The 21,111-nt window shown below is 54.6% G+C and carries 24 protein-coding genes; 2 read left to right on the top strand and 22 right to left on the bottom strand.

Translation table 11 applies throughout. The annotated features are described in order from the left end of the window. Positions 1-37: 37 nt before the first annotated feature. The 9 genes from ccmI to ccmA form a co-directional block, all read right to left on the bottom strand. Positions 38-1,324, bottom strand: a complete 1,287-nt coding sequence (gene ccmI, locus RG807_RS00375) for a c-type cytochrome biogenesis protein CcmI (RefSeq protein ID WP_309043077.1) — start codon at positions 1,322-1,324, stop codon at positions 38-40. Between the two features lie 77 nt (positions 1,325-1,401). Next, positions 1,402-1,881 (bottom strand): cytochrome c-type biogenesis protein, encoded by a 480-nt coding sequence (locus RG807_RS00370; protein WP_309043076.1) that lies wholly within the window; start codon positions 1,879-1,881, stop codon positions 1,402-1,404. Beyond that, positions 1,881-2,417 carry a DsbE family thiol:disulfide interchange protein gene (locus RG807_RS00365; protein WP_309043075.1) on the bottom strand — a complete coding sequence of 179 codons (537 nt, stop codon included), beginning with the start codon at positions 2,415-2,417 and terminating at the stop codon, positions 1,881-1,883. The genes RG807_RS00370 and RG807_RS00365 overlap by 1 nt, the downstream gene beginning before the upstream one ends. Continuing rightward, positions 2,414-4,417, bottom strand: a complete 2,004-nt coding sequence (locus RG807_RS00360; protein ID WP_309043074.1) for a heme lyase CcmF/NrfE family subunit — start codon at positions 4,415-4,417, stop codon at positions 2,414-2,416. The genes RG807_RS00365 and RG807_RS00360 overlap by 4 nt, the downstream gene beginning before the upstream one ends. A 39-nt stretch (positions 4,418-4,456) precedes the next feature. Further along, entirely contained in the window at positions 4,457-4,930 is a 474-nt protein-coding gene (ccmE, locus tag RG807_RS00355; RefSeq protein WP_309043073.1) for a cytochrome c maturation protein CcmE, read from the bottom strand. A 15-nt stretch (positions 4,931-4,945) separates the two neighbouring features. Then, positions 4,946-5,185 carry a heme exporter protein CcmD gene (gene ccmD / locus RG807_RS00350; RefSeq protein WP_309043072.1) on the bottom strand — a complete coding sequence of 80 codons (240 nt, stop codon included), beginning with the start codon at positions 5,183-5,185 and terminating at the stop codon, positions 4,946-4,948. Positions 5,186-5,188: 3 nt separating this feature from the next. After that, positions 5,189-5,932, bottom strand: coding sequence for a heme ABC transporter permease CcmC (gene ccmC, locus RG807_RS00345; RefSeq protein ID WP_309043071.1), 744 nt, complete (start codon positions 5,930-5,932; stop codon positions 5,189-5,191). A gap of 32 nt (positions 5,933-5,964) precedes the next feature. After that, positions 5,965-6,690 (bottom strand): heme exporter protein CcmB, encoded by a 726-nt coding sequence (gene ccmB / locus RG807_RS00340; protein WP_309043070.1) that lies wholly within the window; start codon positions 6,688-6,690, stop codon positions 5,965-5,967. After that, complete coding sequence (gene ccmA, locus RG807_RS00335) at positions 6,680-7,321, bottom strand: cytochrome c biogenesis heme-transporting ATPase CcmA (RefSeq protein ID WP_309043472.1); 642 nt, start codon at positions 7,319-7,321, stop codon at positions 6,680-6,682. Before ccmA ends, ccmB begins: the two co-directional genes overlap by 11 nt. Before the next feature lie 145 nt (positions 7,322-7,466). Here ccmA and fliK point away from each other — a divergent pair, with 145 nt between their 5' ends. After that, positions 7,467-8,816 carry a flagellar hook-length control protein FliK gene (gene fliK, locus RG807_RS00330; protein ID WP_309043069.1) on the top strand — a complete coding sequence of 450 codons (1,350 nt, stop codon included), beginning with the start codon at positions 7,467-7,469 and terminating at the stop codon, positions 8,814-8,816. Then, positions 8,813-9,118, top strand: coding sequence for an EscU/YscU/HrcU family type III secretion system export apparatus switch protein (locus RG807_RS00325; RefSeq protein ID WP_309043068.1), 306 nt, complete (start codon positions 8,813-8,815; stop codon positions 9,116-9,118). Before fliK ends, RG807_RS00325 begins: the two co-directional genes overlap by 4 nt. A 15-nt stretch (positions 9,119-9,133) precedes the next feature. Here the strand turns inward: RG807_RS00325 and RG807_RS00320 are convergent, their stop codons facing one another. The 13 genes from RG807_RS00320 to flhF form a co-directional block, all read right to left on the bottom strand. Beyond that, a complete protein-coding gene (locus tag RG807_RS00320) occupies positions 9,134-9,526 on the bottom strand; it encodes a DUF2802 domain-containing protein (protein ID WP_309043067.1) in 393 nt (130 codons plus the stop codon). Between the two features lie 67 nt (positions 9,527-9,593). Further along, complete coding sequence (locus RG807_RS00315; protein ID WP_309043066.1) at positions 9,594-10,082, bottom strand: chemotaxis protein CheW; 489 nt, start codon at positions 10,080-10,082, stop codon at positions 9,594-9,596. 137 nt (positions 10,083-10,219) lie between these two features. Then, positions 10,220-10,909: a chemotaxis protein CheW gene (locus RG807_RS00310; protein WP_309043065.1), complete on the bottom strand. Its 690-nt coding sequence runs from the start codon at positions 10,907-10,909 to the stop codon at positions 10,220-10,222. Further along, a complete protein-coding gene (locus RG807_RS00305; RefSeq protein ID WP_309043064.1) occupies positions 10,902-11,699 on the bottom strand; it encodes a ParA family protein in 798 nt (265 codons plus the stop codon). The genes RG807_RS00310 and RG807_RS00305 overlap by 8 nt, the downstream gene beginning before the upstream one ends. Before the next feature lie 190 nt (positions 11,700-11,889). After that, positions 11,890-12,672 (bottom strand): flagellar motor protein MotD, encoded by a 783-nt coding sequence (gene motD, locus RG807_RS00300; protein WP_309043063.1) that lies wholly within the window; start codon positions 12,670-12,672, stop codon positions 11,890-11,892. Between the two features lie 18 nt (positions 12,673-12,690). Continuing rightward, positions 12,691-13,431 carry a flagellar motor protein gene (locus tag RG807_RS00295; protein ID WP_200369206.1) on the bottom strand — a complete coding sequence of 247 codons (741 nt, stop codon included), beginning with the start codon at positions 13,429-13,431 and terminating at the stop codon, positions 12,691-12,693. Then, positions 13,431-14,573 (bottom strand): protein-glutamate methylesterase/protein-glutamine glutaminase, encoded by a 1,143-nt coding sequence (locus tag RG807_RS00290; protein ID WP_309043062.1) that lies wholly within the window; start codon positions 14,571-14,573, stop codon positions 13,431-13,433. Before RG807_RS00290 ends, RG807_RS00295 begins: the two co-directional genes overlap by 1 nt. A 57-nt stretch (positions 14,574-14,630) precedes the next feature. Beyond that, complete coding sequence (locus RG807_RS00285) at positions 14,631-16,715, bottom strand: chemotaxis protein CheA (RefSeq protein WP_309043061.1); 2,085 nt, start codon at positions 16,713-16,715, stop codon at positions 14,631-14,633. 17 nt (positions 16,716-16,732) lie between these two features. Continuing rightward, entirely contained in the window at positions 16,733-17,518 is a 786-nt protein-coding gene (locus RG807_RS00280) for a protein phosphatase CheZ (protein WP_298448012.1), read from the bottom strand. Between the two features lie 20 nt (positions 17,519-17,538). Continuing rightward, on the bottom strand, positions 17,539-17,922 hold the full coding sequence (gene cheY, locus RG807_RS00275; protein ID WP_008173086.1) for a chemotaxis response regulator CheY: 384 nt from the start codon (positions 17,920-17,922) through the stop codon (positions 17,539-17,541). 162 nt (positions 17,923-18,084) lie between these two features. Further along, positions 18,085-18,828: an RNA polymerase sigma factor FliA gene (locus tag RG807_RS00270; RefSeq protein ID WP_309043060.1), complete on the bottom strand. Its 744-nt coding sequence runs from the start codon at positions 18,826-18,828 to the stop codon at positions 18,085-18,087. A 31-nt stretch (positions 18,829-18,859) separates the two neighbouring features. Further along, positions 18,860-19,672 carry a MinD/ParA family protein gene (locus RG807_RS00265; protein WP_309043059.1) on the bottom strand — a complete coding sequence of 271 codons (813 nt, stop codon included), beginning with the start codon at positions 19,670-19,672 and terminating at the stop codon, positions 18,860-18,862. A gap of 72 nt (positions 19,673-19,744) precedes the next feature. Further along, the gene (gene flhF / locus RG807_RS00260; protein ID WP_309043058.1) at positions 19,745-21,061 is read right to left on the bottom strand and encodes a flagellar biosynthesis GTPase FlhF; all 1,317 of its coding nucleotides are present in this window, start codon (positions 21,059-21,061) and stop codon (positions 19,745-19,747) included. Positions 21,062-21,111 lie beyond the last annotated feature (50 nt).

Genomic DNA, 21,111 nt, shown 5'->3' with positions numbered 1-21,111 from the left:
GGCCGACACCTGCCGGCTCAGCTGAGTTGTGTTCCGATCAGCTTCCGGTCAATTGCTTATTGATCACTATGGCTACCGGTGAGCCCTGCTCTTTGGTAACCGTGATAGGTGTATCGGTACTTCCCTGCCAGTCACCCGCTTGCGCGCTGATGCTACCAGAACGTGTCAGCCGCGCCGTTACAGCCACCTCTTCAACACCGGAAATCACCGCCTCCGGGGTCATCGCATACCGGTCATCCAACCGGATATCAATGGGCAGAGCGCTTGCCGTCAATCTGACAACAGCCAAGGGTGGACCGCTCTGGACATTGGCTGCACGGGCAAAGATAAACAATGTAGTGTCGTCAGGAATATCCTGCTTTAACGCCTCATCAAGGCTCACACTCACAGTTACGCCCACGCCCTGAGCGCTATCATCCGCTGCAGCAAGAGCCGGTTCCTGTGCTGGTGGCTGCTCCCCAAGGCGAGTATAAGCTTCTTTGATGCCGCCCTGAATGGCGCCCAACTGTGGGTGATCTGGTGCGACTGTCTGAATACGCTCCCAGTACTGGATAGCCTCGCGATAGGCGCCCTGACTGAAGGAATGAATGCCCAACAAACCAAGAGAATTTACTTCGTCAGGGTTCAATGATCTGGCTTCTTCAATCGTGGCAGTTACTTTATCGGTCATGGCACCTTGGTTAAGGAAAAATAGCGCCTGCGCAGATAGCCCCAGAGCGACCGCCTGGGACCCATCATCAGATTTCACACTATCAGCCAACTGCCGGAATGCCCATGCTGCATCTTCATAGCGCTCCAGGCGCATATAGGTTTGGCCCAACATCGCCCATCCGTCAGGGTTATCGGGACTGGCTTCCAGCCGCTCGCGCAACTGTTCTGTGAGCGTGTCCATCTGCGCTGCACGGGCTTCATCCGAACCACCCAACTCCTGCATGGCGATATAAGCTTCCACACTATCCAGGGCACCCCACTCTTCATAAAGCACAACCGTGGCTGCGGGAATCAGGAGTATTGAGACCAAACCCACCGCCATCGCGGCCTTGCGACCGGGAATGCTTTTTGCCCGAACCTCATTATCGGGCATATCATCCAACATGGCTCCGGCAAGTTCGTCGCGCAATTGCTGGTAAGTTTCCTCGTCAATAATTCCCGCTTGATGCTCTTTTTCCAACTCAACCATACGGCTGCGATACGCCATCAGGTTCTGGTTTCTGAGATCTGTCTGCTGCCGGTCGGCCCGGCGGTGGAACATCACTGGGTAGATTACAAATGCCAGGGCAAGAATGATCAGTACCGTTGCGGCAATCCAGAAAGTTTGGGTCATGGAAATATTATCACAGGTTCAAAATGAATAAGGCGGTGCGTATAGCTACGAATCCGGGCGTTTGCCATAGGTGTTGGTCAGGCTTTGCCGTTACGATCTTTTTCCGCAAGCATTTTTTTAATACGGGCCTGCTCGTCAGCACTGAGTGCCGGCGCCGCTGTACCCGAGCGACGAGAGCGAACAACCACCCCGACCACTACGAGTAACCCACCCAGAACGGCAATCGCAGGCGTTGCCCAGAGAACGAAAGTTCGGCTATCCAGATCGGGTTTGTACTTTACAAACTCTCCAAAGCGGCCCACCAGAGACTCCACAATTTCATCGTTGCTGGCCCCCTCTTGCATCATTTGATAAACCGCATTTCTCATGTCCTTGGAAATCGGTGAGTTTGAATCCGCAATGTTCTGGTTCTGGCATTTGGGACAGCGCAATTCTGCGATCAGATTCTGATAGCGTTGCTCTTCGCTGCGGGTGTCGAAACCATACACAGCAGAAACATCGGCCGAGGTAACGCTGGATGTAAGAATAGCCAACAGGAACCACATAATACGGAGCATTAGCCGTTCTCCCGTGCTTCTTCAATCACTGGCAACAGGATCTGTTCCCACACTTCGACGTTGACCACCCCTACATGGCGATAACGCACAACGCCGGACGCATCAATCACAAAGGTTTCAGGCGCGCCATAAACACCCAAATCAAAACCGAGGGTGCCCTTTGGATCGTAGATAACCGTGCGGTAGGGGTCGCCCAACCTGTCCAGCCAGACTAGCGCTTCATCTCTGCTGTCCTTGTAATTCAGACCGATAATTGGCACCTTCTTTTCCTGCGCCAACCACATGAGATCAGCATGCTCGTCCCGACAGGCAGGGCACCAGGTACCCCACACGTTCAGCAGGGTAACCTCACCCTGGAACAGGCTCTCATCAAGGGTCGCCTCAGGTTGTTTCAGGCTTTTGAGGCCGAATACCGGAACCGGCTTTCCTACCAGAGCGGAATCCAGCTTGGTGGGGTCTTTACCGATACCCGCAAACAGAAATGCACCCACTACGATGGCCACCAGCAGCGGCAGGAACAGTAAAAACCGCTTCATGAAACTGCTCCAGCTGTTTCCTGGGAGCCTGGTTGTGATGGTGCCGGGGATGTCGAACGTTCCGTCGAGCGTTCACGTATCCGGTAACGGCGATCCGATATGGCCAGGAATCCACCGGCGGCCATAAACAGAGCCCCAAGCCAGAGCCAGCGGATCAGCGGCTTGTATTGCAGGCGAATAGCCCAGGCGTTGTCAGAAATACGTTCACCGACAGCCACAAAGATATCCCGGAACAGACCGCCATCAATATCCGCTTCTGTCATAACACTCATGCCCACCGCGTATTGGCGTTTTTCGGGGTGCAGTTCCGCAACCAGTTTGCCATCCCGCATGATCTCGAACGTGCCGTACTGGGCAGTAAAGTTACGACCGCGGCGCTCACCAATATCCACAAACAGGAACTGGTAATCCCCAACCTCTGCCACATCACCTGGCACCATGCGCACATCCCGCTCAATGCCATAGTTCGACACCACCGTTGCGCCGGCCATGGTGAGAGCCAATCCGAGATGACCAAGCACCATGCCGTAGTAACTGCGGGACTGGCGCTTAAGGCCATGCACTCGCCCCTTTTTGGAAGAAGACTTGTCCCACAGATCCCAACAGGTTGCAGTAGTTACCCATAGGGCTGTAAATACGCCAATAAAGGCCCAAGGCTTGAATCCGCCATACACAACCATGACCGCGGTACTGAGCAGCATACTGATCGCCAGCGGCCACAAGAGTTTGCGCGCAAGCCAACCGGCATCGGTTTTCTTCCAGCGCGAGAAGGTGCCAACGCCAAGTAAAAGCCCTGTCGCCACAGCCAGCGGGCTGAACGTGAGATTGAAGAACGGCTCACCGATGGATATCTTGCCCAGCTCGAAGAAATCCAGAACCAGTGGATAAAGCGTGCCCACTGCGACCAGCAGCGTTGCAGAAACCAGCAGTACGTTATTCAGCAGCAGGAAAATTTCCCGCGATAGAGAGCCATAGCGGGAGCGCACATGAACCACAGGCGCCCGAAACGCATAGAGCATCAGACTGGCCAGGATGGTTAATGCAAGCAACGCCAGCAAAAAGGTGCCCCGCTCCGGATCAGACGCAAAGGCATGCACCGAGGTAAGCACGCCAGATCGAACCAGGAAGGTTCCCAGCAAACTCAGGGAAAAGGTGACAATGGCTAACAGTACCGTCCAGCTTTTGAACACACCGCGTTTTTCGGTCACCGCCAGCGAGTGCATCAGCGCAGTACCCGACAACCAGGGCAGCAGCGAGGCGTTTTCTACGGGGTCCCAGAACCACCAACCACCCCAGCCAAGCTCGTAGTACGCCCACCAGCTTCCAAGAGCAATACCAATAGACAGAAATGCCCAGGCAACCGTTGTCCAGGGCCGTGACCATCTCGCCCACGCGGCATCCAGACGACCGTTAATCAGTGCCGCAATGGCGAATGCAAACGCTACGGCAAAGCCAACGTAACCCATATACAACATGGGCGGGTGCACAATAAGGCCGAAGTCCTGCAACAACGGGTTCAAATCCGCACCATCAGCCGGTACGTTTGGTAGCAGACGGTCAAATGGGTTTGAAGTCACCACAATAAAGAGCATAAAGCCAACACTGACCATGCCGAGAACAGATAACACCTGGGAGATCATCACCGCAGGCAACCGGCGACTGAAAATGGCAACGGCCATGGTCCACCCGGTCAGCATCAATATCCACAGGAGCAGTGAGCCTTCATGGCCACCCCACACCGCGCTAAACTTGTAATACCAGGGCAGCATGCTGTTGCTGTTGTTCGCCACGTAGGCGACTGAAAAGTCGTCTGTTAAAAAGGCATGGGTCAACACCGCAAACGCCAGCCCGACAAACACAAACATGCCGGTAGTCAACGGCCTCGCAAACGCCTGCAGGCTGTCTCGGCCGGTGAGTGAGCCAACCAGGGGTACAACCGACAGAAGCACTGCCAGAACCAGCGCGAGTATCAGTGCAAGCTGTCCGAGTTCGGGATACATCAAAGCTCTCCAGGAATCAGGCTATTGGTTGTAATGTGTTTAGTAGGTTGCGGATTTGGTGCTTTCAGTCGCCGACTTGGCTCCCGCCTCCGATGCCTTTTCCAGGGCACTGGCCACTTCTGGCGGCATGTAATTTTCATCGTGCTTGGCCAGAACCTGATCCGCTACAAAACGCCCCTCATTGTTGAGTCGACCCATGGCGACAATGCCCTGTCCCTCAGCAAACAGGTCAGGCAGGATTCCAACGTACTCTACAGGCACAGAAGCGCTGTAATCAGTTACCAGGAACTCCACCTTCAGGCTTTCCGGGTCCCGCACAACCGAGCCTTCTTCAACCATGCCGCCTGCGCGGATACGGACATCAATTGGGGCCTCTCCAGCAGAAATCTGGCTCGGGTCGTAGAACAAGTTAATGTTCTGGCGCAGCGCATAGGTTGTCAGCGCCACTGCTACGGATAGCCCTGCCAGCAGAAACAGTACAATAGTCAGCCGCTTTTTACGGATCGGGTGCATTTACATACCTGTCAGTCAGTCTTGGGAAACGTTTACGCGCGCGAAAGACGCAGAAGATGCTGGAGCCGAGGCCACTTTACTCTTGTCGGCCTGAAACTCATAACCACGACGGCAGGACTCAACCATCGCTTTCCTGCTCCGCAATGATCCCGCCATTAGCACAGCCATCAGCACAAAAAACACAGCGTAACAGGCCCACACATAAGGGCCGTGGCCCTCCATCGCGATAAAGGCAGAAAAAGAATCAAATGCCATGGCTCAAACCCGTCCTTTCAATACGAATTCTTTCACCCACCGGGTGCGTTGCTCCCGGGACAAAATTTCTGTCTGCATACGAACGCAGGCGAGCCATCCGAAAATCAGGTACAGGCCCAGCACTGACAGCAGCAGTGGCACCCACATTTCCGCCGGCATGGACGGCTTTTCTGTGAGCTTGAACGTCGCGGGCTGGTGCAGTGTATTCCACCAGTCTACGGAGTATTTGATAATGGGGATATTCACTACCCCTACCACCACCAGAACAGCAACAGCGCGGGCTGCCGATTTTTCGTCATTGATAGCGCGATCCAGTGCGATAACGCCGCCATACAGGAACAGCAGAATCAACATGGAGGTAAGCCGGGCATCCCAAATCCACCAGGTGCCCCAAGTCGGCTTGCCCCAAACCGACCCGGTAAAGAGCGCCAGAAATGTCAGAACCAGCCCCACCGGCGCAACCGCCTTGACGAACACATCGGCAAGCTTCATACGCCACACCAGCGTTACAAGGGCCGCAGACGCCATCATTATGTACACCGACTGCGCCATAAACGCAGTAGGCACATGAATAAAAATGATCCGGTAACTATTGCCCTGAAGATAATCCTTGGGCGCAAACGCCAAGCCCCAGACTACGCCAGCCATAAGCAGCAATACACCGCCTGCCAGCAGCCAGGGCATGAACCGGGTGGATATCCCGAAAAACCACTTTGGGGAACCCAGTTTGTGAAAAATTTGCCACATCAGATGGTCACCGTCCTACCGTTTACCTTGTTTTATCCGTTCGACAAGCTGATTTTCAGCGCTGCAGCTGCTGCAAACGGCGCAAGTGTCAGCGCCAGCACAAGGAAAGCGCCCATCAAAGCCAGGTATGCTCCCACAGATGCGCCCTCTGCCGCTGCCGCAACTGTGCCCGTGCCGAATATCAGCACCGGAATGTACAGGGGAATGATCAACAGGGACAAGAGCACACCTGCCGATCGCAACCCAAGCGTTAACGCAGCACCAATAGCGCCAATCAAACTCAGTACCGGCGTACCAATCAACAGCGTTAGACACAAAACAGCAATAGAGTTCCCGTCGAGATGCACCATTACACCAAGAACAGGGGCTAAAATAACCAAGGGCAAGCCTGTCAGCATCCAGTGCGCCGTAGTTTTAGCCAAAATCAGAAGAAACAGCGGCTGCGGCTGAAGCACAAGCTGTTCCAGTGTGCCATCGTCAAAATCATGGCGAAACAGATGATCCAGCGACAGCAGAACAGAAAGCAGCGCTGCCACCCACAGTATACCGGCACCCGCTTGGCTGAGGAATGAAACCTCCGGGCTGACACCAAGGGGAAACAGCGTAACGACCATAATAAAAAACAGCAGCGGGTTAAGCAGATCCTGGCGTTGCCGAAATGCCACCTTCATATCCCGTGCAAACACACCTTTCATGGCAGCCAGAGCGCCAACACGGCTACTGGCCAGCTGAGCTGCCAGACGGGTTTCAGCGTTCATCGGCCACGCCTCCCTTGCCAAGCACCAACCTGTGCATGCCCGGAAGCGCCAAATCATGGTGAGTGGTCACCAGCACAGCACCGCCTTCAGCAGCTCGCTGTTGCAAAAGAGCTTCGATAGCTGCCACACCGTTTGCATCAATGGCGGTAAACACTTCATCGAGCAGCCAAAGGGGCTCGTCAGCTATTAACAGCCGCGCCAATGCAACTCTGCGTTGTTGACCGGCAGACAAATTGCGACAGGGTACGTTTTCATAGCCAGCGAGGCCGGTACCTTGCAGAGCCTGACTTAATGCTGCGTCAGACACTGGCCTGCGACCCGCCATTAAGGCCCGGAGGTTTTCCAGCGGAGTAAGCAAGGGTTTGATACCCGGACGGTGCCCGAGATACAGCATGTTGCGGAGAAACTCTTCCCGGTGGTTTGCCACCGGCGCCCCGCACCACTTCAATTCACCGGTCCAGGCATCATTCAGGCCAGCCAGTATTCTCAGCAGGGTTGTTTTACCGGAGCCATTTGGCCCCTCGACACGAGTTACTGTACCGGGCAGTATGGAAAAGGATAACTCACGGAAAAGTATCCGCTTGTCCCGCTCACACTGCAGGTTAACAGCCTGTAGTAATGGTTCGGGAATCAAGGGTAACGGCTCGGACATCAGGGCCCCGTAATCAGGACGATGCACAATTGCATCGGGTGTATTCACGACAATAGTTGCCGGCGCGGCGTATTATAACGAAAGCGTCTACAGATTACTCTTGTCTGGTATCAAGTCAGCAGCGATGAAACTACCCAGCGGCCAACAGTCCCCTACCCCTCCGGCACCGGTAACTCCCGGGCCGACGCAGACCAATGAAGCCTCGCAGCCAGGCCGAGAAACAGCGGCGCTGTCGGCCCGACAGCAACTGGACCAGGTACAGCTCGCAAACCGTGAGACCATACTGGCCCGGGTAGCAGACGTCATCAACCGTCAAGGCAGTGGCAACGCAGAAGTGTTGCTGGATGTGCGAGGAAAGCCGCTACAGGTTAATGCAGCAATTGGTGCCACGGAGCTGACGCCGGGGGATTGGGTAAAAGTAATGCGGGCCGGTAACGAACTGCAACTGATGGGCAAGCTGGTAGCGACACCAGAAGCCGCGATTGCACGGGCTCTGGCGCAACGCATGCCCTGGCAGCAAAGCCTGGACAGTGGCCTGGCAAAACTGATGACAGCACTGAACCGGGGCCTGGTTCCTGAACTGACGCCCGGGCAACTGCCCACCAGCCGCAGCCTGCAACCTTTGCCGGAAGCGGCGCGCCAGGCTCTTGAGACTCTGATTGCAAGGCTGCCTGCCAGCAACACCCTTGCGCCCGGTGCCGGCACTCAGAACAACAGCGTACAGCAAATCCGGCAATGGGTAGCCGAGAGTGGACTGTTTGCAGAATCCCGCCTGACCCAGACACCTTCGCCCGCACTGCCCGACCTCAAACTTGCCATAGGGCGAATGATCACCAGCTTGCTTGCAGAGCAAGGCGGTAACACCGCAACCTCCTTCAATCGTCTTATGCCCTTGGCAAGCCCCAGCCTGGTTCAGGCGCCGCTGCAATTCCCACAGGCAATAGTACCCGCCACGAGTTCCGAGCCCACATCCGTGGGCCAGACCTTGCGCATGTTGGCGGGCATGCTGAACCGGATTACGGTTAACCAATTACACAGCCAAATCCTGACGGCAAGAGGCGGCGGTGACACGCCTGCACCCACCTCCACCCTGCTTATGGACTTACCTTGGGTAACGCCCCAAAACGAGCCCAAGCTGGCACAGCTGCGTTTGGAGCAATACAAAGACGAGTCTTCAGCCAAGGGCCGTAACGAAAAACGTGCTGCTATCAGCGAATGGCGCCTGAATCTTGCCATTGATCTGGAACTGGCCGGCGCTCTGAACTTTGAGGTTTCCCTGCGCCAGCATGAAGTCAGTGCTCGGGTGTGGGCAGAAAAACAGGAAACGTTAAAGCAGGTGAACGAAGAACTGCCGCTTCTGAGGCGAAGCCTTGTGGAGTTAGGGCTGGAAGTGACAGATCTGGAATGCCGGCGGGGCAGCCCCTCGTACCCGACGACCAAGCTGGAGCACAGACTGGTGGACACCCGAGCATGAAAGAGAAAAACCAGGGCCAATCATCCAGTGCCGCAGTTGCACTGAAATACGACGGCGAAAATGCCCCGACCATCACGGCCACAGGCACTTACGAACTGGCTGATGAAATTATCCGGATTGCCAGAGAAAACAACGTGCCACTGTATGAAAATGCCGAGTTAGCTGGGATTCTCGCACGCTTGTCACTCAATGACGAAATACCCGAAAACCTCTACCGGGTTATTGCAGAAATTCTTGCGTTTGCCTTTCATATACGCGGCCGCACGCCTGAAGACGCCGGCAGTAGCTCAGATAATCCCTGAAAGCCACTGGCCTGCTTAAGCCGCCTGACGTTTCTTCAGCGCCGATACCAGCTCGGCCTCGGGACGGGAAATTCCGCATGTATTCATCAGATCGTCAATATCTGCGCCAAGGTCAACAAGCCGTGAAGCTTCATCGTAAGATATACGCAGAGGATCGTTCTGGCGCATCTCGTCCATGGTTGTTCTCAGCTCATGCAACTGCCGCTCACAAGCCACAAGGCGTTGGCCCACCCCCATGCTGCCACTGGCAGTAGCATGCAATTCCCTACCGAGGATATCGCACCGCTCTTTGAGTGTGGATTTCAGTTCTCTGTTCTGGCGGCCAAGCATAACGCCCTGCACAAAAACCAGCGTAATCGCTACGGCAGTCAACGCCCATGGAAGATAGGAAGGAATTTCAGTAAACATGATGGATGTCTCCGGTTATTAGCCACTTGAGGCATCCATCATCAGGTCTGGCCGGTATGGCGCCGGTTTACAGTCCTGCGATCTCTGCCCATTCGTGGTCTGACAGCATTTTATCGAACTCAACCAATATGATCAGTTCGCCATCCTTATTACACACACCCTGGATAAATCTGGCACTTTCATCATTACCCACGTTCGGTGCAGTCTCAATTTCACTGGCTTTCAGGTACACAACTTCGGCTACTGAATCCACCAGAATACCCATCACCTGGTCAGCAGATTCCATCACTACAATTCGGGTGGCGTCTGTCATTTCTGCATCTGCCAACCCGAAACGGCGACGGGTGTCTATTACCGTCACCACATTGCCCCGCAGGTTGATGATACCGAGTACATAGTCCGGAGCACCCGGCACCGGCGCAATCTCCGTGTATCTCAGCACTTCCTGAATCTGCATAACATCCAGACCATAGGTCTCGTTATCCAGCCGGAAGGTCACATACTGCAGTACCTGATCGTCTTTGGCCTGTTTTTGCGGTCCGCTCGGGGATGCCATAACCAGTCTCTCCTGTACGGCTTACCCGGGCGGGCAGCCTGATCGTCAAAAAAACATCATCAGTGCCCAATACTATAATTAAGGGCACAAACCGTGCCAGTACGACAAGGTTTCATTAGGTAACCGGGTTTCTCCGGTCAACTCAGGTCAAGATGCTGCTCTTGTTCTGCGCGCACCAACAAATCTGCCATGGTACGGACATCAACCAGAGCACACATTTGCTCAATGACTGTGCCAGCCAGCCAGGGCCGCTTGCTGCGGGCCGTGCGCCAGCGCACATCATCCGGGCTCAGAGTGAATGACTGGGCCACATTATCGCATGCAAGGCCCCACTCACTGTTGTCCAGGCGAATAACAAAGCGATAATTATCACGGGCATTCGCCGGCACTCGCCCGGCCATAATCCACTCAGCCGTGTCTACAACCCTCAAGTTCTGATGGGCTCCCATGCGAATACCCATGTACCAGCGAGGGCTACCGGGAATAGGCCGAATACTCTCTTCAATCTGATATATAGCACCCAACAGCACCAAAGGTACCGCAAGCTGCAGCCCAGCCACCGTGAAAATCAGGCACTCGAACGGGCGCTCTGACCACTCGGGGCGCGCCGCAGGAACTTCATACCCTGGCGTAGGCGCTGGCGTGGTGGCCACCACCTGCCTCTTTATTGGGGGCGCTTCAGGTTCAGGCTCTGCCTTTACGGCAAATTCTGGCGCAGCCAACGCTTCATGCTGCGCTGTTGTCGTTGCTGTGTGCAGCAACTCATCCAGATAACTGGCAATCGCGCTGGCTGGATCGGCCAATTTTGTCAATTTCTCGTCAGCCATGCTGACGTTCCTTCTGTGCGCCTGTTCTTGCCAGCAAATCATCCAGCAAGTGCCTGTAAGCCCGAACGCCATGTGTCTGGGCTTCCAGCTTTGACGGTACTATACCTGCCTGACTGGCGTCGCGGAACTTGGTATCTACCGGCACTGCAAACCTCCAAAGGTTGTCCTGATAAGTTTTACGCAGCAGATTAAGGCTTTGCATCGACGCCTGAGTGCGCCGGTCAAACAGGGTGGGCACGATGGTGTAAGGCAGCTGATTTTTTTGTGAGCGCATGATCATCTGCAGAGTGTGCAACATGCGCTCAAGGCCTTTGATGGCAAGGAACTCGGTTTGCACGGGAATAATCAGGTGTTGTGCCGCTGCCAATGCATTGACCATGAGCACACCCAGCGAGGGCGTGTTATCAAGAAGGACGAAATCATAATCATCCCACAGCTGGGTAAGCGCCCGGGAAACAATGAGCCCCATGCCTTCCGCGCCCACCATTCGGCGCTCCAGTGTCGCCAACGCTGTACTGGCAGGCAAAAGATCCAATCCGGGGCAACTGGTTTCTGTAATAAGCTGGGCCGGAAGCCCATCAGGCACCTTGCCCTGGTGCTGAAACAGATCAAAAAGGCTGTGCGCGATGGTATCCGGATCGTATCCGAACCAGCTGGTCAGTGAACCGTGAGGGTCAAGATCAACCACCAGAACACGCTTGCCACGCTCCGCCAGCAGGCCGCCTAACGCGACCACCGAGGTGGTTTTACCCACGCCACCCTTCTGATTGGCTATAGCCCAGATTCGCACGTTTATACTCCGAAACTACTGTGTTGCGACCCGCTAAAAACAGGAACGTATCCCGTTTATCGGCCGTTTCTTATGTAACTTAAGCAGGTGTAGTACCAGCAGGTTAAGTACCGGCAGTCGGTTGCCGCCTGACGAAATACGGGGTGAGTTATACAGAAACCGTGCCAGCAAGGACTCTCGCAGAAATCCCCTAGCGCATGACTCCCCGGATACTGGCATCACGGGAAATAAGCAGCACTACCCGCCGATTGCGACGGCGACCTTCCTCAGTGTCGTTACGGGCCAGGGGCTGATGCTCCCCATAACCAATCGCAGCCAGCCGTTCCGGCTCAATACCCTCCATGCTCAACATACGGACTACCGCCGCTGCCCGTGCTGTGGAAAGTTCCCAGTTGGAAGGGAAGCGCGACGTGCGAATGGGCTGGTTATCGGTAAAACCTTCAACCTTTACCGCGTTATCCCGGTTCCTGAGAACCCGCGCCACCTTATCCATCACATCAAACGCATCATAGTGAGGCTCCGCATCGCCACTGCCAAAAAGCAGGCTATCCGGCAGGTTGAGTGAAAGCCAGCGGTCATTGACTTCAAGGGTAACCACCCCACGATCGATCAGTTCGTCAAACTCTATCGCCAACTGATCTGCCATGGTGCGCAAGGCTTCTGTGCGGGCCTGTGTATCCTGTTCTGAATTTCTGGGTGCCTCTGTTACCGCCGGGGGTATCACATCCTCTGAAGGTTGGGTTTCCGGTCGTGGAGTCTGGTCACCAATTTCAATAGGCTGAAAGGAGCGCTGCGGTGCGTTGAAGACGCCTGTAAGTGTCTCAGACAGTACCTTGTACTTACCCTCATTCACCGATGAGACCGAGTACATCACTACAAAAAAAGCAAACAACAGCGTTATGAAATCCGCATAGGAAATCAGCCAACGCTCTTTGTTGTGCAAATCATCCTGAGGTTGCCTGCGACGCCGCATATTAGGAACCGGTTTTGCTTACTGCAGGAAGCCCCGCAGCCGCAATTCAATGGATTTGGGGTTCTCACCCTCTGCAATGGCAATGAGACCGTCGATCATCATATCTTCGTACCGTGAACGTTCCTTGACCAGCCCGCGCAGCTTATTGGCAACCGGGAAAAACAGGAGGTTGGCCAGTGCCACGCCATAGATGGTTGCTACAAAGGCAGTGGCAATTCCGCTGCCCAGGGACGCCGGGTCTTCGAGGTTCGTCATCACCTGTATCAACCCCATGACAGCGCCAATAATACCGATGGTCGGTGAATAACCACCCATGGCCTCAAACACTCGAGCAGATTCAAGATTTCGCTGCTCGCGGCAATCGAGATCTATCTCCATGATGCTGCGGATTGTTTCGGTTTCAGCACCATCTACCAACAACTGAAGGCCTTTGCGAGCAAAGGTTTCCGGCTCATTTTCCGCCAAACCTTCAAGCCCTAAAAGTCCTTGTTTTCTGGCCTTCACGCTCCAATCGATTACCTTGCCAATTCCGTCTTCAATGCTGATAAATGGGGGAACAAACACCCAGCGTGCTTGGGCAGCAGCCCGTTTCAGAACCGGCCAGGAGGTCTGGAGAATGGTCGCGGCCAAGGTGCCACCAATCACAATAATGGCAGCTGGGCCATTAAACAGTGAGCTCAGTGCTCCGCCTTCAAGCAGGTTGCCGCCAAGAATAGCAGCAAAAGCCAGAACGACACCGAGCAGGCTGAGTATATCCATCAGCAAACGCCCTCAAGCAATCTGGGCCCTATTTCCTCCAACGATAAAACCTCATCACTCAAGCCTGCTTTAGCAACCGCCATGGGCATACCATAAATGACAGACGATCTTTCATCCTGAGACCAGATGGGTGAGCCGCTTTGCTTCATCATTCGGCACCCCTCTTTCCCGTCAGACCCCATTCCCGTAAGGATAACGCCTAGCGTTTTCCCGGGAAATGCGCGGGCAAGGGACCCAAAGGTAACGTCCACACAGGGCCGGTAGTTCAGGCGCTCGTCGCCCGGCAGAATACGAACCCGGGGCTGACCACCCCGGTTTTCAATCATCATCTGTTTGCCGCCGGGGGCAAGCAGTGCCAATCCAGGGTGAAGGATATCGCCGTCTTCTGCCTGCCGGACTTCAATCTTGCACAGCTTGTTGAGGCGCTCAGCAAAGGCCGGCGTAAAGCTTGCAGGCATGTGCTGCACCAGAACAATTGGCGACGGGAAACCGGCCGGCAAAGCCGAAAGCACACGCTGCAGCGCCACTGGCCCGCCGGTTGAGGTACCAATACCCACAACAGCGAATTGTCGTGCCGGGCTCTTTCGCGCAGTGCGCTTGAGCGTGTCATCTTGCGTTGGCTGAACAGCCTGGCGCCTGGGCACCACAGGGCGCCCTGACGTTGCAGGCCTGGCAGGTGCGGCAGGTGCAGATTGTTGAGGTGCCCTGGGAGAAGGCGAAGCTGGCTGTGCCCTGCTGGCTGGTCGACTGCGCGCAACATCAAGTACGCGATCGATCAGAATCTTTTGCAGTTGGCTGCCATCCCGCGCGATTTCCTCGAAGTTTTTGGGCAAGAAATCCACCGCACCGGCTTCCAGGGCGTCCAGTGTAATTCTGGCGCCTTCGTAGGTGAGTGAAGAAAACATGAGCACCGGTATCGGGTGCTTTTGCATGATTTCCCGCACCGCCGAAATACCGTCCATAATCGGCATTTCGTAATCCATGGTAATAACATCCGGGCGCAGCGATCCCGCCAACTCAACACCTTCCCGGCCGTTGGCTGCCACGCCCACCACACGGATCTGGCCCGACGAGGTGAGTATCTCTGTTAGTCGCTTGCGAAAAAAACCTGAATCATCAACGACCAGGACAGAAACTGTCATCCGTTTCTCCTACCAAAATGCTTTGATCCATAAAGCTTTGCGCTGCCTGTAAACAACTCAGCTGTAGTGCTGCAGCAAGCTAGGAACATCGATAATCAGCGCAATACGGCCATCACCGGTAATTGTGGCTCCTGCCATACCCGGTGTGCCCTGTAACCCTCGCCCGAGAGGCTTGATAACCACCTCTTCCTGACCGACGAGCTGGTCAACAACAAAACCAACCTTGTTGGTGCCCATGGCAACGATTACCACGTGCCCGCTTTCAGGGCCCGTTACGCCAGTAGACCCTTTCACCAACCAGCGCTTTATATGGAAAAGCGGAAACACCTTGTCCCGTACAACAACACACTCACGACCATCTACAACATTGGTGCGAGTCAGATTCAAATGGAATATCTCCACCACATTCACCAGCGGCAGAGCAAAAGACTGATCACCAAGTTTGATCATCAGGGTTGGCATAATCGCCAGAGTCAGGGGCACTTTAATGATAATGCGAGAACCCTTGCCTAAAGCTGAAACAATGCTGAGCTGACCATTGAGCTGATTTATTTTGGTTTTCACCACATCCATGCCCACGCCGCGCCCGGACACGTCAGAAATCTGCTCCTTGGTGGAAAACCCGGCGGCAAAAATCAGGTTAAAACACTCTGTATCCGTGAGGCGATCGGCAGCGTCCTGATCGTAAATCCCTTTTTCCACCGCTTTGCGGCGCAATACTTCCGGGTCCATACCTGCACCATCATCATCGATAGACAGGAGGATATGGTCGCCTTCCTGTTCAGCAGAGAGGGTGACCGTGCCTTGCCGCGGCTTACCCGCCTTTTCACGAACATCCGGCGTTTCAATACCATGGTCAACAGAATTTCGTACCAGGTGAACGAGCGGGTCCGACAGGGCTTCAACAAGGTTTTTGTCGAGATCGGTCTCTTCGCCAATCATCACCAGATTCACTTCTTTTTTCATGCCCCGGGCCAGGTCACGAACAACCCGCGGGAAGCGACCGAAAACTTTTTTGATTGGCTGCATGCGAGTCTGCATCACTGCAGCCTGAAGATCTGTGGTCACCACATCAAGGCTGGATACCGCCTTGTGCATGTGCTCGTCTTCACTGTCGGAGCCCAGCCTCTGAAGTCGATTTCGCACCAGCACCAATTCGCCCACCATGTTCATGATGTCGTCGAGACGCTTGGTGTCGACACGCACAGTGGTTTCGGCCACTGGTGCTGAATCTCTGGGAGGGGCCGCTTTACCGGCAGGTGCTGGAGCAGCTGGCTTCGTCTCAGGCACCTGTTCAGGTAGCACTTTTGCTGGCTCAGCTTTCGGCTGTGATGTCTTTTCGGCGGGGCCGCCAGTGGTAGGGCTTCCGCCCTTGCCATGCAACTCGTCGAGCAGTTTTTCAAATTCGTCGTCAGTGATCAGTTCGCCATCATTGCCCACGGCCGGGCTGGCAGCACCTGACGCTGCCTGAGTATCGTCAGCTGCGGCTGCTTTTGCGGCAAATTTACCCTTACCATGCAGCTCATCCAGCAGGGCTTCAAACTCATCATCTGTAATTTCGTCCCCTGAGCCGCTGCTTCCGGCGGGCTGATCAGGCGCGGAGCTATCGGCTGCACCAGACACCGGTGCATCGCCATGCAACGCATCCAGCAATTGCTCGAACTCTTCATCAGTAATATCGCCACCGTCCTGATCGCTCTCAGGGGCGGCAGGAACGTCTGCTCGCTCGGTGCTCACCACTTCGCCAGTAACTTGAGGCAGTGCCAAGGCATCCAGAGCCGCAATCAATTCATCAGGCGCAGGGGTCAGCTCTTCCCTGTTACGCACCTGCTCGAACATGGCATTCACATGGTCCAAAGCTTCCAGCACAACATCCATCAGCTCGGAATCCACCGCGCGCTTATGGTTGCGCAAAATATCGAACACGTTCTCAGCGGAGTGGCAACAGTTCACCAGAGCATCCAACTGCAGAAAGCCTGCACCGCCTTTTACGGTGTGGAATCCACGGAAAATGGCGTTGAGCAAATTGCTGTCGTCTGGATGTTGCTCAAGATCAACAAGCTGTTCCGACAGCTTCTCAAGGATCTCCCCAGCCTCCACCAGGAAGTCTTGCAGGATCTCATCATCGGCATCAAACGCCATGGGTTAACCTCTTCTGTTCAGAAACCGAGACTGGATAACAGATCGTCTACGTCAGTTTGTCCCGAGACTACATCTTCGCGCTCTTCTGCCTTCATCTGAGGTCCCACACCCTGTTCGGCGGAGACTTCTTCACTTTCAATCTGGTGCACTGTGCCGGTAAGTTGATCAACATGGCTGGCCATAACCACCAGGCTGAGCATCTGCTCCTCAACTTCCTTCACCAACGCGGTCACTCGCTGTATCACCTGGCCGGTCAGATCCTGGAAATCCTGCGCCAGCAAAATTTCAGAAAGACCGTTATAGAGGGTGTCCGCATCGTTGGTTACGCTCAGAAAAAAGGCGTCGATACGGCCATACAAATCACGGAATTCAGCGGGCTGCATTTCGCGGCGGCGCAATCGCTGCCACTCCTGGCTCAATGACGTAGCTTCTTCGCGCAGGGTTTGAGCAAGAGGCATGCTCTCTTCAACCAGATCCATAGTGCGATTGGCAGCCTGGCCAGTCATTTGAACAACGTAAGCCAGCCTGTCGGACGCATCGGTCATCAGGGACAGGACTTCTTTCTGCTCCGGGCTGCGCGGATCTATCTGGAAGTTGCGAATTGCCTCATGAAGCGTTCGCGTCAAACGGCCGACTTCACGATAAAGACTCTGGTCCCTGACCTCGCTTAACTCGTTGATCAGGTTCATAGCGCTGGCATAATCACCGCGCTCAACGCTTTGGGCGAGCTCTGCTGCCTGGTGCCGGAGCTTTTCGGTCACTTCTGGCTCAAGACCCCGATGGATCTTCTTGTTATCGCTCATACGACCCATCCAATTTCCAGTTACTGAATTCGTTCAAAAATCTTCTCGATTTTTTCTTTTAGAACGGCTGCAGTAAATGGTTTTACCACGTACCCATTTACGCCAGCCTGAGCCGCTGCAACAATCTGGTCACGTTTGGCTTCGGCGGTAACCATCAAAACAGGAAGGGTTTTCAGGTTTTCATCGGCCCGCACGGCCTTGAGCAGATCAAAGCCAGACATTCCCGGCATGTTCCAATCCGTCACAAGAAAGTCGTACTTGCCACTTTTCAGCATGGGCAAAGCCGTATTGCCGTCATCCGCTTCATCCGTATTGGTGAAGCCCAGATCACGGAGCAGGTTTTTGATGATCCGTCGCATTGTGGAGAAGTCATCCACAATGAGAATTTTCATGTTTTTGTCCAAAGGGACCTCCAGTTATTAAGACCCGGAATTCGTTTTGACCTTTGCGCTTAAAGTGTAGCAGGCCGCTGATTTAACCATGTATTGTCTGATCTTTATCGCGCTTGTAAAGCATCGGTTACCAAATACTACACTTCATCAGAACCCTGAAGTCTCCTGCCACGCCTAGCTGTGCTCCTCAAGGCGCCACTCGGACAGCCTTCCACGCAATCTCAACGCGGCCTGACTGTGAATCTGGCTAACTCTACTTTCACTGACACCCAACACAGCGCCAATCTCTTTGAGGTTGAGCTCTTCCGTGTAATACAGGCTCAGCACAAGCTTTTCCCGCTCGGGAAGCAGCTCAATCTCGGCCGCCAGGTTGCTGCGAAACGAATCAGATGTGAGATCATCCAGCGGATTATCCCGGGCCTCTGTTTCTTCTATCGGCAGCTCACCGGATTCATTGAGCTCATCAAGACTAAAAAGCCGTCCGCTATTGGTGTCGGCCAGAGTGGCGTGGTACTCCGAAAGCTCCATATCGAGCTTTTCGGCCACTTCAAAGTCTTGGGCTTCGCGACCCTCTCGATCTTCTACGGCCTTGATTGCACGGGCGACACGACGGGCGTTTCGGTGAACAGAGCGCGGCACCCAGTCGCCTTTGCGAATTTCATCCACCATGGATCCACGGATGCGAATTCCTGCATAGGTTTCAAAGGTTGCGCCTTTGGTCGAACTATAGCGCTGTGCGGCCTCCAACAACCCGATCATGCCCGCCTGCATGAGGTCGTCGAGCTGCACCGAGGCCGGTAGCCGAGCCAAAAGATGAAGTGCGATTTTCTTTACCAGGGGGGCGTGAGTTTCTATGAGGTCCGAGGGACTTTTCACACCAGCCTGATGATAAATTCCCAGGTTTTTCGCCAATGTCATGCATCCGGTTTTATTTTTTACGGGATCCGTTTCAGACTTCGACGAGCCGCTCCACAAAAAACTCCAAGTGTCCGCGGGGTGATGAAGGCAGTGGCCAGCTTTCTACCTTGTCAGCCAGTGCCTTGATCGCAAGCGACGCTTTGGCTCGGGGGTATGCATCCAGCACGGCTTTCTGGCGCTGAACGGCTTTCTTCACAGCTTCGTCGTAGGGCACCATACCTACATATTGTAGTGCCACATCGAGAAATCGTTCGGTTACCCGGGTTATTTTTTCAAATAAATGGCGGCCTTCCTGCTCACTACTCACCTGATTGGCAAGGATGCGGAAGCGATTAGTACCGTAATCACGGTTCATCAGCTTAATCAGAGCGTAGGCATCCGTTATGGATGTGGGCTCATCGCACACCACCAACAGCAGTTCTTGCGAGGCCCGCAAAAAACTTACAACAGACTCTGAAATCCCGGCCGCTGTATCCACAATAAGCACATCAATTTGATCGCCCAGCTCGCTGAATGCGTTAATCAGGCCCGCGTGTTCCATGGGACTGAGCTGAGTCATGCGCTGGGTTCCGGAAGATGCCGGTACAATCTTCACCCCGCCAGGGCCATTTACCAGAACGTCCCGGAGGTCACATTCTCCTGCCAAAACATCCTGCAAGGTACGATTGGCGGTTACCCCGAGCAGCACATCAAGATTTCCCAGGCCCAGATCGGCATCGAGCAACACAACGCGCCTGCCTTTTTGAGCCAGAGCGATGCCAAGATTAACTGAAATATTGCTCTTGCCGACCCCGCCCTTGCCGCCGGAAACCGCGATCACCTGTACCGGATGTGCTTTGCTCATACTGTTTATAATCTCTCGCCAGGATTAACCGGATATGGTTCATAGCCGGATACAACTCGGAACTTCAGAGCCTCACGCAATTTCCCGCGGGCGCTCTGTGCCAGGCAACGTCTCTGCCGCTGCCTGCTGCTGAAGCATTTTCAGGCGCTCGACGCCTAAACGAACAAGCGGAACTGCTTCGGCATGATGCAGATCCCCCGGGATTTTTTGTCCATCTGTGTAGTAGGCAACCGGCAACCCTGTTTCCATCACAAAGCCCAAAGATTCGCCCAGAGTCAGGGCTTCGTCAATCTTGGTCATCACACAGCCTGTAAGACCTGCCATCTTATAGCAATGCCAGACGGATTTCATAATACGCGGCTGGCTGGTTGCAGAAACCACCAAGTGTGTCCGGATCTTATGATGACTACGGGCCAACTCTGCCAACTGCTCCTGATACCCTCTATCTGTGCTGGTTAGACCCGCAGTATCAATCAACACCAAGTGCCGGTCTGACAGCTCATCAAGAATATCGTCAAGGGTGTTGCTTTCATCCACCACTCGCACCGGCACATTCAAAATACGACCAAATACAAAAAGCTGTTCATGGGCCGCAACCCGATATCTATCTGTCGTAACCAGGGCGATTGAATCGGCACCGTGTTTCAGCACATAACGCGCTGCAAGCTTACCTATGGTGGTTGTTTTTCCAGAACCTGTAGGGCCAACCAATGCGTATACACCGCCTTCGTCAAGCCATTCCTGACTGGGAGTGCGTATGCCCGCAACGAGCATTTTCAGTGACTGCTTCCATCCGTCTTCCAGCTTGCCGCCTTTGTGGCGACGGGAGAGCGAACCTGCCAGGTCCGTACCAAGACCAAATTCCTGAAGTCGTTCTGCAAGCCGCTGCTGAACCGCATTGATACCGGGTTTCTCCGGCTCACCAGGCTGGCCACTCATTAGATCCCGCAACGAGCTGATTTCCGCACGCATGCGCGCAAGCTCATCGGAATAGTTTGTATTAGCGGGACTTTGGCTCAGCGGCTCTGAAAAATCGTCACTCGCACCCCCGTGCAGCTCTGCAAATGACGCATCAGCATAGCCCTGACCTCGCGCGGCGCGACTTTCACGCACGTCGCGAATACGGGAACGGGAACGGCTCAGCTCATCCTCCAACCGGCGATGTCGCTCTGCCTGCATTTCTGCAAGGCGGGCGCCATTGGTGGCCTCACTGGCCTCGGCGCCCAAACTCTGGCGCGCCATATTCTCGTCGTAGTCCAGCGCAGTGACGATCTCGACGCCACCGTCTACACGGCGATTGGAAAGGATGACAGCATCAGGCCCCATTTGCTCGCTAACCTGCTTTAGCGCCTCGGCCATGCTTTTGGCAAAAAAACGTTTAACTTTCATGATATTGCATCCTCCACCGGCCACACTCTATCTGAGCTGCCCGTTCTTTC

This window comes from Marinobacter sediminicola, assembly GCF_031157525.1.
GTDB lineage: Bacteria > Pseudomonadota > Gammaproteobacteria > Pseudomonadales > Oleiphilaceae > Marinobacter > Marinobacter sediminicola.
The sequence above is the reverse complement of the archived record's forward strand: the minus strand, read 5'-3'. Positions and strand labels throughout refer to the sequence as shown.